We start from the raw sequence: 13,278 nt of genomic DNA, 5'->3' as shown, positions 1-13,278 counted from the left end.
TGCCGCTTTGTCGGCGGCATCTTGAAATCCATTAAGTATAGGGTTATTAAGCAATAATAAATTAAATAAATAGCACCTATAATTATTAGGCGTGAAATTAATCTGCTCTGAACTAATTTGTTATTCTTAATAACCCACAATTTCCCCGCTGACAAAACTTAGGGAAATTGTGTTTCATATTGGGCGGGTTGAAAAAGAACCCAATGTTAGATGAACTCTGTTTTCCTATGTTTTAGATAGATGATAGTGGCTTCGAGACGGGAGCGGGATTTAAGTTTTTTCAATAAGTTACGGGTATGAACTTTCACAGTCTCTTCTGAAATAAACAGGAAGTCAGCAATTTCTTTATTTGTCATTCCTTCTGCAATTTCTTTTAAGACATCTAATTCCCGCTTGGTTAATTTTGATAAAGGGTCGACATAAAGATGGCGGGTAGATAAATATTGATAAACTTTTTCACTGAACACCGCATGACCATCCGCCGCTTTTTTTATGTTGTTCAACAGAGAAACAAGTTCGATATCCTTTAATAAATAGCCATTAGCCCCGGCATCAACGGCATCATAAATATCACTGCGATGATCTGAATCAGAAAGTACCAAAATATAGGAATCAAGGCCCTTGCGCCGGAGAGATTTAATCGTATCAATTCCTGAAAGACCATAGATATTCAGATCCATCAAAATAATGTCTGGTTTTATCTGGCAAGCGATATTAATTGCATCTTCACCATTGTCAGTTTCGGCAGTCACAATGAGTTCCCGTTCCAATTCAATCAACCCTTTTAAGCCGTGACGAATGATAGGATGATCATCGACTATCATGACTGAATGATTATGCATGTTCTTTCTCCCATATAGAAATGCAGATTTTATGTTTAATAAAACATAAAAGACAGAGCTCTGCTTTATGTTAAATTGCTGTGTGATTTTTATGGAGTATATTGAATCATCATTAATGAGATTCTGAAAATATATCCTGATATAAAAAGAGAAATATCGCAAACAGGTTTAACCATTCAGGTGAAATGAAATTCACTTTCATAAGAAAATGTGTTTCCTTAATTGCTGATAATTTTCTAAATAAACTGAGGTTAATATTTTATAGATTAAATTTTGTTTTTGTAAACTTATTTTAAATGCTGACTTTAAAATACTTGTTTAATTAATTTATCAGTTCATTAATGAGGAATAAAATACCTCTCTATAGGTATCATTAGGTTCCTGTCTATATCATGTTGGTTAACATCAAATCATGACTAGCTTACTTTTTGTTCTTGGGTTTTTGCGGGTTATAAACAAAATAATGCTACTGACATCATGATTTAACTTCCCGTAACTATTATACTGAGCAAATTTTCACTTCGATATGACGCGTAAAGGATCAAATAATGGACGAAAAACTAAAACAAAGTGCGCTTGATTTCCATGAATTTCCACAGCCGGGGAAAATCACGGTGACTCCGACTAAGCCACTGACAACTCAACGTGATTTGGCACTCGCGTATTCACCGGGTGTCGCAGCCCCTTGCCTTGCAATAGCAGAAGATCCTTTGGCGGCGTATAAATATACTGCGCGTGGTAATCTTGTTGCGGTTATTTCCAACGGCACGGCGGTCTTGGGATTGGGCAACATTGGCGCATTAGCCGGTAAACCGGTGATGGAAGGCAAGGGCGTTCTGTTCAAGAAATTTTCGGGCATTGATGTTTTTGACATCGAAGTAGATGAAACCCATCCTGACAAACTCATTGATATCATTGCGGCGCTGGAACCGACCTTCGGTGGCATTAACCTTGAAGATATCAAAGCCCCGGAATGCTTCTATATTGAGCAGAAGCTCCGTGAGCGCATGAAAATTCCGGTATTCCATGATGATCAGCACGGGACAGCCATTATCTGTACCGCTGCGGTATTGAATGGCTTGCGGGTTGTTAACAAAGATATCAGCCAGGTACGCATGGTTGTATCGGGTGCTGGCGCTGCTTCGATAGCCTGTATGAACCTGCTGGTGGCTTTGGGGCTGAAACGTGAAAATATTGTCGTTTGTGACTCGAAAGGGGTTATCTATCGGGGTCGCGAAGAGAATATGGAAAAAACCAAAGCGGATTATGCGATTGAAGATAATGGCAGCCGTACATTGGCCGATGTGATCCCGGAGGCTGATATTTTCCTCGGTTGTTCAGGGCCGGGCGTATTGACACAGGACATGGTGAAAACCATGGCGCCTGCTCCGTTGATTATGGCATTAGCCAATCCGGAACCGGAAATCCTGCCGCCATTGGCAAAAGCCGTTCGCCCTGATGCCATTATCTGTACTGGCCGCTCTGATTTTCCTAATCAGGTGAATAATGTCCTGTGCTTCCCATTCATTTTCCGTGGCGCACTGGATGTTGGGGCGACCACCATCAATGAAGAGATGAAACTTGCCTGTGTACACGCTATCGCAGATTTGGCGCTGGCTGAACAAAGTCAGGAAGTCGCCTCCGCTTATGGCGATCAGGATCTGTTTTTTGGCCCGGACTACATTATTCCGAAACCCTTTGATCCCCGCCTGATTGTAAAAATCGCTCCGGCCGTCGCGAAAGCAGCGATGGAATCCGGCGTTGCAACACGGCCTATTAGCGATTTCGGGGCATATGTTGAGAAACTCAATGAGTTTGTCTATAAAACTAACCTGTTCATGAAACCGATCTTTTCTCAGGCGAAAAAAGAGAAAAAACGCATTGTGTTGGCAGAAGGGGAAGATATCCGCGTACTGCATGCCACACAAGAGCTGGTTTCCCTTGGATTGGCATTCCCTATCCTGATTGGTCGTCCCAGTGTGATTGAAATGCGGATTAAGAAGCAGGGTCTGCATATTGAAGCCGGTAAAGATTTCGAAGTTGTGAACAATGAAAATGACCCGCGTTTCAAAGAATACTGGCAAGAATATTATCAAATAATGAAACGTCGTGGCGTTTCTCAGGAACAGGCTCGCCGGACAGTGATTGGCGATCCAACCTTGATCGGGGCCATCATGGTTCATCGTGGTGAAGCCGATGGCTTGATTTGTGGCACGGTTGGCAGCTACAGCGAACATTACCAAGTGGTGAAAGATGTCTTTGGTTTCCGCCAGGGGGTACATACCGCAGGTGCCATGAATGCCCTGATGTTGCCGATGGGAAATACTTTTATTGCGGATACTTATGTCAATGAAGATCCCAGCCCAGAAGAACTGGCAGAAATTACGCTGATGGCGGCTGAAACTGTTCGTCGTTTCGGTATTGAACCTAAAGTGGCCTTATTATCGCGCTCAAGTTTTGGCTCTGCTGATTGTGATTCTGCGCGAAAAATGCGTAAGACACTGGAATTGGTTCAACAAATGGCTCCCTCACTTGAAATTGACGGTGAAATGCACGGCGATGCGGCTTTGATGGAAAGCATCCGCCGGGATATCATGCCGGACAGCCCACTGAAAGGTTCTGCAAATTTGTTGATCATGCCAAATATGGAAGCCGCCCGTATCAGCTATAACTTACTGCGTGTCACGAGTTCGGATGGCGTCACTGTCGGGCCAGTCTTGATGGGCGTGGCAAAACCGGTTCATATCCTGACCCCGATTGCCTCGGTGCGTCGTATCGTGAATATGGTGGCATTGGCGGCGGTTGAAGCACAAACCCATCCTCTCTAAATGATGTCTGTGATTGTCCTGATCCTGCCGTGAGATTGGGATGAAATTGTGAACTTCCCTGTTAAGTCTATGCTTAACAGGGTATTTTTATTTGTAAACGATTCTCATTATCTATAATATGCGGGCAATTTTTCTTTAATAATGAATAAATATGAAAACATCTACCTGCATAAAATCGACTTTCTTAGCGTGTTCCCTGTTACTGGGTGGCTGTGCCGTAGCGCCAAACACGGCGCAAAATACCTCTAAAGAGGCACTTCAAGTCCTGCCTGCTGAATTAATGCAATCCGGTGCGGTGCTGGATATGAAAACCGGAAAGACCATAACGCCTGATGAACTGCTTGAACAATTGGCGAGCTTTCCCCGGGTTATTGTGGGTGAAAAACATGATAACCCTTACCATCATCAGATCGAGTTATGGTTGGTGCAACAACTGGGGGAAAAACGTCCTCATGGTTCCGTATTACTGGAAATGATTAGCCCGGACCAACAAGAAAAGGTTAATAAAGTTAAAAACTGGTTACAGGGTAACCCGATTGTCAGGGATGAGCGAGTCCAGAAATTATTGGCGTGGAATCAGGGGTGGCCGTGGAAATGGTATGGCGACTTGGTTATGGAACTGATGAAAGCCCCTTACCCATTGTTGGCGGCAAATTTGGATCGCCATGAAATTGATCAGGCATACAAAAATCACAGGGCAGGAGACAGAACCCCGCTGGTTCCTGATGATGTGAAAAAGCGCCTCGAAATAACCATTAAAAATTCTCATGGTGGAAACATCGACGACCAACACCTCTCTGCGATGACTCAGATTCAGCAACTGCGTGATCAGCGAATGGCAGAACAGTTAGTTAAAGCGCCCGCTCCGGCGTTGTTATTTGCAGGCGGATATCATGCGGTAAAAGCGATGGGTGTTCCTCAGCATGTGAAAAAAATAGCGCCGGATGAAAAAATGGTTGTCTTTGTCATTGCAGAAAAAGGGGTATCTTTGAACAACGAATATGCTGATTTTGTCTGGTTTACGCCAAAAGTGAGCGAAAATGTAACCAAATGAGGGTAAGTATCACAAGGATGTGATTAATAAATAAAAATAGTTTTCATTTATATATTGAATTGATTATCATTCATCTCCATTCATTATTGACATAATGTGCTATAAGAGATGTTGACGTATACCGCTTATCAAAATGCTCACACGGGTCATGTGGCAAAATCCTTTCTCGCTGCGATCACACTTCATGCTTTGTTGGTGGGCTGGCTCGTCTACAAACCAAAGGATGTTGATATCGAGGAGTTTCTTCCCCCGCCTGCGGTGATGGTGGAACTTTCAACGCAGACAGAAGCAATACAAAAAATACAAAAACAGCCAGTTGGCATTGATCAACAGCTTTCTGTTACCAGTAAGCAGCAGGAGAGCAAAGTGGATGAAATCAATGTGCCTAAATTGGACGTGAATGAAAACGCCTTGCTTTTGGTCAATAAACAGAAAAAAAAGCAGAAAGAACAAGATGTACTGAAAAAAACACAGCCCGTTAAACGAGTAAAAACAAAAGAGCAGGAAAGTGAGAAGTCTCGCAGTAGCGCGGCACCCACCACCAGTAATGCAACGGCTGATAATGTCACTGTTCGCACAGCGGCATCCTATGAAAGTAATTCTGATGCCATTGCCGACGCTAAAGCCATCTGGCAGGCAGAAGTCAGCGGTCACTTAAATCGTTATAAAAAATACCCGGAAGATGCCCAGAGAAGAAAACGGACAGGGCGTCCGGTGGTGAAATTTACGGTTAATCAATCGGGAACGTTGATTGACAGTGAATTGGCACGACGTTCAGGAACTAACTCACTAGACAGGGAAGCCAGGATGGTGCTGGAAAGGGCGCAGCCTTTACCTAAGCCACCCGACGTCATTTTAACTCATGGCAGGGTGACGGTTGAACTGCCAATAGATTTTTATTTATCCCAATAAAAATACAGGATGGATGGCATGTCACAGTATAAAACGGCTTTTCCCCCCGATACGAAAGAGCCAAATAATAAAAAGATAATGTGTAACCAAAAGACAGCTTTTAATAAGGTTATGCACGGTAAAAGAGTGATGCTTGGCTTTTTGCTGGGTGGTAGTTTATTCAGTTACAGTTTTGCTACTAGCGCAATGGAGGAAAAAATGGTGCCGCCTACGGCCACAAAGCAGCCACATAAAATGGAGATGCACGAAGATGTTCGTGTTGATAACTATTATTGGCTGCGTGACGACAAGCGTCAGGATAAAAACGTTATTGATTATTTAACGGCTGAAAATCAGTATACCGAACAGATGCTGAAATCGGGTCAGGCATTGCGTGAAACCCTGTATAAAGAAATGACTGACAGAATGAGTAAAGAAGATCAGTCCGTTCCTTATACCTATAATGGGTATGTCTATCGTACCGTTTACGAGGCAGGAAAAGAGTTTCCAATCTATCAGCGTAAGCCGGTGGATAATTCAACCGATTGGCAGATTATGGTTGATGGCAATGAGCGGGCAAAAGGCCATAAATTTTATCAAATGGGTGGATTTGCCGTGACGCGGGATAACAAGCGCATTGCTATAGCAGAAGATACCCAAGGGCGCCGTAACTACCAGATCTCATTTAAAAATTTTGATGGTGACTGGCAAAGCAATAAGATAGAAAATAATGTCATAGAAAACACGTCCGGCAATATTTTGTGGGCAAATGATGGCGAAACCTTGTTTTATGTGCGCAGAGATCCACAAACGTTGCTGCCTTATCAGTTATTCCGCCATCAATATGGCACGGATACCAAGCAGGATAAAAAAGTCTATCAGGAAAAAGATGATCGATTCTATTTGTCGATTTCTGAAAGCACTTCGCTTGACTATATTTTGATCTCAAGTGGCAGTTATTCAAGCTCAGAATATCGACTGATCGATGCCAATAATCCGCAGTCGGAACCGCAGGTTTTCTCTGCCCGTCAGGCAGGGCGTGAGTATGATCTCGACCATTTCCGTGGGCAATTTTATATTCGTTCTAACCATGAAAACCCTTTGTTTGGTTTATATCGGGCGGAGGCTATCAATAAGCCGTGGGAAACCGTCATTGCGCCACAAGAAAACACGGATCTGGAAAATTTCGCCCTGTTCAATAATTGGTTGATTGTACAGGAACGGACTAAAGGATTGTCATCAATCCGTCAGATTGATTGGAAAACTCAGCAGGAAAAACGGGTCCAATTTGATGATCCGGCATATATGGCTTCGCTGGGTTATAACCCAGAACCCGATACCCATGTATTGCGCTATCGTTATTCATCCATGACAACGCCAAGTTCGGTATTCCAGTGGAATATGCAGACGGGTGAACGCGAATTGTTGAAGCAGCAGGAAGTGAAAGGGTTCAACAAAGCACATTATGCAAGCCAGCGTATTTGGGTCAAAGCCCGTGATGGCGTGGACGTTCCGGTTTCTTTGGTCTACCGCAAATCGTTATTCAAGCAAGGGGAAAACCCGATCCTGATTTACGGCTATGGTTCTTATGGCATCAGCATGGACCCTTATTTTAGCTCTGCGCTACTGAGCTTGCTGGATCGTGGCTTTGTCTATGCCTTAGTGCATGTCCGAGGAGGTGGCGATCTGGGTAAGAATTGGTACTTGCAAGGTAAAATCAAAAACAAGATGAACAGCTTCCATGATTTTATTGATGCAACCAAGACACTGATTGCTGATGGCTATGGGAACAGCAAACGGGTTTATGCAGAAGGTGGCAGTGCGGGTGGGTTATTAATGGGTACGGTGATTAATCAGGCTCCGGAATTATACCGGGGAGTGATTGCAAAAGTGCCTTTTGTGGATGCTTTGACCACCATGCTCGATCCCTCCATTCCATTGACAACGGGTGAATATGAAGAGTGGGGTAATCCTAATAATAAAGAAGATTACTTGCGTATTAAATCTTATAGCCCTTATGACAATATTCAACATCAGCGCTATCCCCATTTGTTGGTTACAACAGGCTTGCATGATTCTCAGGTGCAATATTGGGAGCCGGCAAAGTGGGTGGCTAAATTAAGAGAAATGAAACAGGGCAACAGTCTCTTATTATTGGAGACGAATATGGATACCGGACACGGCGGAAAAACCGGTCGTTTTAATCGTATCAATGATATTGCCTTTGATTATAGTTTCTTATTAATGTTAGATGATGCTAAAACGTATTTTCCAGAATTAGAAGATTAATAAAAATAGCGAGTTATTACCAAGGTGCTGATAATTTTTATCAGCGCCGTGGATATTTTATTCTCAAATTTGAGAAGCAATGTGAACAATAATAAACATTATTTAATTTAATGGGATGATATTAATGAAAACTGTGGCAAAAATAGCTGGAGCCAGCGCAATGTTGATTGGGCTTCAGGGGATCGCTTATGCTGAAAACGCAGATGACAACAAAAAAGAAAAAGTCGTTCGGTTCAGCAGTCTGAAAGTTTCAGGTGCTCAGGATAATAATAATGCTCCTCAGATTGAGGCAATGGAAAAACCGGGTGCTTATAGTTCTGTGGGCGAAGATAATAAATTGGAGTCCGTGGATAGTATATTACGTAGCTTGCCGGGGACTTATACTCAGATGGATGCGAGTCAGGGGCAAGGGATCGTCAGTGTTAATATCCGTGGCTTAAGTGGTTTTGGCCGTGTCAATATGATGGTGGATGGGGTTAGCCAGAGTTTTTATGGTTCTTCACCCAGTGAATTTGCACATGGATCTCAGCCTTATAGTCAATTTGGTGCCTTGGTTGATCCCAATTTTATTGTTCGTGTTGACGTTGCCCGAGGGCAAGCTGATGGTTCTGATTCTGTCAATGCCTTAGTTGGAAGTGCCAATTTCCGTACCCTTGGTGTTGATGATGTTGTATTCGAAGGCAATAAAGCAGGAGTTCGTACTAAATGGACCTATGGTAACAATGGTGCCGGCCGAAGTGGCATGATGGCGGTTGCAGGAAAAACACAGGCATTCAGTCCAGAAGGTTCTTTGGGCGCTTTATTTGCTTTTAGTGGTCACAATATTGAAGCTCATTATAGAAATGCTGACGGTGTCAGTAGTGAAAAGTTTGGTACAAGCAAAACATTTAAACAAAAACCTAACTCCCAATTGATGAAACTAAATATTAAACCCAATGATTTTCATGACTTGGAGTTTAGTAGTCGTCTTTACCATAATAAGTTTAACAAGCGTCATATTGATAATTATGATTATTATTTGAAATATCACTACACTCCATTTACTGAATTGGTTGATACCAATGTTATGCTTACTACCAGCAATGGTCAACAGAGTTATCAAAGTGAGTCGGTGGGAGTTTTTGATAAAAGTGAAGCAAAAAATAAATCCAATTCTATCAATATAAAAAATACCAGCCGATTTAATTATGGTGACACTGACTTTGCATTCACTCTAGGTGGTAAATGGATGCGAACTGAATATAGTAAAGAAATAAAAACCAGGTCGAAGAATGAAAAAGAAGACATGCAAATAAAGGAAAATAATGCTTTTGCGCCAAGTGGTAAGCAAGATATAACTAGTATTTATGGTGGTTTGAAAATTGAACGCAGTATTTATACTGCTAATCTGGGATTGAATTATCTAGATTATAGTGTCAAAGGATTAAAACCAGCTTGTGAAGATCGTGTGAGTTGTTTTCCACAAGGAGAAGCACAATTAAATTTAAAAGAGAGTGGGTTTAATCCAAATATCTTATTGTCAGCAGAAATAATTCCTGAATTTCAACCGTTTATAAGTTATACCCATTCAATGCGAGCGCCCAATGCTCAGGAAATTTTTCAATCCAATGACAGTGGTACTTCTATTAATCCATTCTTGAAAGGAGAGAAAGCGGATACATATCAGATTGGATTTAATAGCTATCGTCCAAATTTAATTGTGGATGAAGATGTTTTTCGCCTGAAAGTAACGTTATTCCATACCAAAATTAAAAATTACATCAGTAATGATCATTATATGCTTTGTACTGGAAAGAAATTATGTAAACTTGATGGAAAATTATCGGCTGAAGAAGAGCGTGCACTTGATGTAAATGTTTCTACTTATATCTATACCAATAGTTTGACGCCAGTAACTATGAAGGGTTATGAGATTTCTGCTAATTATGATGCAGGTATGTTTTATAGCTCATTGACATATAGCCAGCAAAAAACACAGCAACCGACATCATTATCGGCGCATTATTTTGGCGCAAGTCCTGAATCCCAATTACCAGAACGTTATTTAACACTGGATACGGGAGTTCGTTTTTTGGATGAAAAATTTCGGATAGGAACCATTATGAAATATACTGGTCAATCTTATCATCAGAGCCCTAATGATGATAGAGATGATGACAACCAAATTATAATGGAAAAATCAGATAAAATTCCAATGATCGTTGATCTATATGGTGATTATCAGGTTAACAAAAATTTATCAGTTAAATTGTCAGTTCAAAACTTAACTAATAAAAACTATTCTGACGCATTGAACCGTATGAATTCGTCGCCAATCATGGGGGATCAAGACACTAAAACTCAAACCGCCCGTGGCCGAACCTACGTTATGGGAGCAGAAATTCGTTTCTAATGGGGTTTTAAGTTTAAATAGGCTGATAAAAATAGCGGTGAAAATTCACCGCTATATTTTTAACAGAGACATAGGGAATTCACTAGATGATATCTGATAAATGGAAAGTAATTACATAAAAGATAGCAAAATAATTAACTGATTTTGAAAAAAAACATGGTGTGGTTAATTACTCATCTCATGAGAGAATAGTCTGTCTAATGCTATTAAAATAGCTGCTGTTATACTTGCTATACATAGGGTTATAATACTCATTGTATTATAAGATATAACGCCATGTTTCTTTAATATTTTAAATATGTCTTTAAGTAGATTTGAAATATCTTTAATGCTTTTGTTGATATCTTCCAATGTCTGACGACTAATAGCCAAGTCTGTTGTTACCTTTGTTAATTCGTTCATAATGTCCTCGCTATGTAATTCTGTGTGTAATAATCCCAAACTGACCGTGGTGTGACCTACGTTATTGGAGCAGGAATTCGTTTCTGATTAGGTTTTAATAATCAGATAAATAGCGGTGAATTTTCACCGCTATTTTTTAACAGAGACATATGGAAACTGCTAGGTGATATCTGATAAATAGAAACTAAGTGTATAAAAAATATCAAAATGATTAACCTCTTTTGAAAAATCCATGGCGTGGTTAATTATTCTTGTTTTGGAGTGAATATATTGTTTAATATAATATTAATGGCTGTTACTATAGCATCTAAGGAATCATTTACATTATTCATTGCGCTATAAGATATAATATTATATCGCTCTAATATCCCAAATATACTTTTAAGTATATCAGCAATGGCTCTAATAATTTTTTTGATATTCTCAAGTTTATGACGAGAAATAGCTACGTATGTTGTTACATTTGTTAATTCGTTCATGGTTTCCTCACTATATAATTCTATGTGTAATGTGATTGTTTGTCAAAATATAATGCGGATGAAAAATTCAATATCACGATAAAATAAAGGGTGATATGTAATCATAAATAATAATAGGATTTAAAGTATATTTATTTATTCCTTACAAGGGAAGTAACCACTCTAAAAAATGCACTAGAGTGGTTATTTATTTTATGGGGTTGGATTAATAAACAAGTCATTAAGAATTTTGTCGCCACCTTCAGTCAGTGCAGTCAGAATTGCTTTTGCAATTTCCTTCTTTTTTTTACATCTTCTGTTGGGTGGGCATCATATATTGCGTTAACTATTGCCAGCGCTAGACTATTGAGACTATCCCAAGTACCTTTGATCGCAGTCCAAAAGTCTTTACCATAAGGTTCTTTTGTTTCTTGTGTGGTTAATTCTGTCATAATATCCTCACTATTTAATGTTGTGTGTAATATAATTAATCAATAATCTGATGATCGTCAGCCAGAAAAGATATAATAGCTTTGTGATAGATGGAAAATATTAAGTTTTAGACAGAGGGAAGCAAAATAACTAATTAAAATAAACCACAGAGAATAATAAATTAATGCCACTTGGTTAAATCATTTCCCTACGTAATTAAGTATAGAATAGAAAATTATCTCATCAACCAATAAAATGAGAAAAAAGTGGGCTAGGGGAAAAAGTTAACGTAAGCATTTAATTAATCCCCAAATATTTCGCGTTAATTTTATTTCTTTTTCTTGATGTCTTCTTTTACCTGCGTCACCTGACTCTCAACCCAGCCATCCTGCAACCGCGTTTTCAGCCTATCACCTGCTTTTACCTGCTTAATTTGCTTCAATAATTTTCCGTCAGATGTTTCACTGATACTGTAACCACGACTTAACGTTGCCAGCGGGCTGACCGCCTCCATTCGTGAACAGGAAACAGCAAATTTTTCCCGATAACGTCCTAGTTGTCGTTCAAGCGCCTGTTTTAAACGGAAATCAAATTGCTGGATAGATTGGCTATAGTGCCGAAGCTCCCGCTCAGGATGGATTTGTAGCAGTCGCTGATTCAATTTCTCATATGAAGTTGCATTCTGTTTCAGACAACGTAACAAACTATCAATCAACCTTTGGCGTAATTCAGCCAAATGATGTTGCTGACGTGCCAGACGTAAATCTGGGTGTTGTTGCCGGAGACGGTGCTGCAATAGATTAAAAATGCGTTGTTTTTGGGCAAAGAAATAATCCAGCGCCATTTCAAGGCGTTGTTGCAAGGATTGAACTTGTCTTAATAACTCTATTTGATTGCGGCTAACCAACTCTGCTGCCGCAGAAGGTGTTGGCGCGCGTAAATCAGCGACAAAATCCGCAATGGTTACATCGGTCTCATGCCCGACGGCACTGACAATGGGAATGCGGCTTTGAAATATTGCCCGTGCAACGTGTTCATCATTGAAGCACCATAAATCTTCCAGTGATCCTCCGCCACGCCCGACAATCAGGATATCACACTCTTGTCGGGCATTTGCCAGTTCGATTGCCCGAATAATCTGCAATGGCGCTTCGGCTCCCTGAACAGCGGTGGGATAAATGACAATGGGCAGGGAAGGATCACGCCGTTTCAGGATATTCAGAATATCGTGCAGGGCTGCGCCACTGGCAGAAGTTATGACACCGAGTCGTTTTGCCGGCGAGGGCAGTGGTTGTTTATGAATTTGATCAAACAAACCTTCGGCGGCGAGTTTTTGTTTCAATATGTCAAACTGCTGTTGCAGCAAACCCTCTCCGGCAGGTTGAATACTTTCCACAATCAGTTGATAGTCACCGCGCGGCTCATACAGGGTAATCTGTGCCCGAACCAACACCTGCTGACCATTTTGTGGACGAAATGTTGCCCGCAGATTGTGACTTCGAAACATGGCAGCACGAATTTGTGCCCGTTCATCTTTTAATGTGAAATACCAATGCCCTGACGATGGCTGAGAAAAATTGGACATTTCGGCGGACAACCAAATCCTGCCCATTTCCAGCTCCAATAGCTGACGAACAGTCTGATTGAGACGGCTAACAGAAAAAATTCCGGTATTGGCTGGTAGTGACAT

Annotated in this window: 10 protein-coding genes; 5 read left to right on the top strand and 5 right to left on the bottom strand. The window is 40.8% G+C overall.

Annotated features, from left to right (window positions below; translation table 11 throughout):
• Positions 1 to 206: 206 nt before the first annotated feature.
• Positions 207 to 842, bottom strand: a complete 636-nt coding sequence (locus tag Xbed_RS14230; protein ID WP_086113570.1) for a response regulator — start codon at positions 840 to 842, stop codon at positions 207 to 209.
• Positions 843 to 1,390: 548 nt separating this feature from the next.
• Here Xbed_RS14230 and maeB point away from each other — a divergent pair.
• The 5 genes from maeB to Xbed_RS14205 all read left to right on the top strand — a co-directional run bounded on the left by maeB (position 1,391) and on the right by Xbed_RS14205 (position 10,296).
• The gene (maeB, locus tag Xbed_RS14225; protein ID WP_086113569.1) at positions 1,391 to 3,670 is read left to right on the top strand and encodes an NADP-dependent oxaloacetate-decarboxylating malate dehydrogenase; all 2,280 of its coding nucleotides are present in this window, start codon (positions 1,391 to 1,393) and stop codon (positions 3,668 to 3,670) included.
• Between the two features lie 151 nt (positions 3,671 to 3,821).
• Positions 3,822 to 4,724: a ChaN family lipoprotein gene (locus Xbed_RS14220; RefSeq protein WP_086113568.1), complete on the top strand. Its 903-nt coding sequence runs from the start codon at positions 3,822 to 3,824 to the stop codon at positions 4,722 to 4,724.
• Between the two features lie 108 nt (positions 4,725 to 4,832).
• On the top strand, positions 4,833 to 5,636 hold the full coding sequence (locus tag Xbed_RS14215) for an energy transducer TonB family protein (protein WP_086113567.1): 804 nt from the start codon (positions 4,833 to 4,835) through the stop codon (positions 5,634 to 5,636).
• A gap of 129 nt (positions 5,637 to 5,765) precedes the next feature.
• Complete coding sequence (locus Xbed_RS14210) at positions 5,766 to 7,904, top strand: S9 family peptidase (protein ID WP_422641366.1); 2,139 nt, start codon at positions 5,766 to 5,768, stop codon at positions 7,902 to 7,904.
• Positions 7,905 to 8,028: 124 nt separating this feature from the next.
• Positions 8,029 to 10,296: a TonB-dependent receptor domain-containing protein gene (locus Xbed_RS14205; protein WP_086113566.1), complete on the top strand. Its 2,268-nt coding sequence runs from the start codon at positions 8,029 to 8,031 to the stop codon at positions 10,294 to 10,296.
• Positions 10,297 to 10,461: 165 nt separating this feature from the next.
• Here the strand turns inward: Xbed_RS14205 and Xbed_RS14200 are convergent, their stop codons facing one another.
• The 4 genes from Xbed_RS14200 to xseA all read right to left on the bottom strand — a co-directional run bounded on the left by Xbed_RS14200 (position 10,462) and on the right by xseA (position 13,278).
• The gene (locus Xbed_RS14200; RefSeq protein WP_086113565.1) at positions 10,462 to 10,698 is read right to left on the bottom strand and encodes a hypothetical protein; all 237 of its coding nucleotides are present in this window, start codon (positions 10,696 to 10,698) and stop codon (positions 10,462 to 10,464) included.
• Positions 10,699 to 10,943: 245 nt separating this feature from the next.
• Positions 10,944 to 11,177 (bottom strand): hypothetical protein, encoded by a 234-nt coding sequence (locus tag Xbed_RS14195; protein ID WP_086113564.1) that lies wholly within the window; start codon positions 11,175 to 11,177, stop codon positions 10,944 to 10,946.
• A gap of 254 nt (positions 11,178 to 11,431) precedes the next feature.
• Positions 11,432 to 11,608, bottom strand: a complete 177-nt coding sequence (locus Xbed_RS19765) for a hypothetical protein (RefSeq protein ID WP_167371922.1) — start codon at positions 11,606 to 11,608, stop codon at positions 11,432 to 11,434.
• Positions 11,609 to 11,916: 308 nt separating this feature from the next.
• Complete coding sequence (xseA, locus tag Xbed_RS14190) at positions 11,917 to 13,278, bottom strand: exodeoxyribonuclease VII large subunit (RefSeq protein ID WP_086113563.1); 1,362 nt, start codon at positions 13,276 to 13,278, stop codon at positions 11,917 to 11,919.

It is taken from the genome of Xenorhabdus beddingii (genome assembly GCF_002127545.1).
Lineage (GTDB): Bacteria > Pseudomonadota > Gammaproteobacteria > Enterobacterales > Enterobacteriaceae > Xenorhabdus > Xenorhabdus beddingii.
Note: the sequence above shows the minus strand (reverse complement) of the source record. Positions and strands in the feature narration are given on the sequence as shown.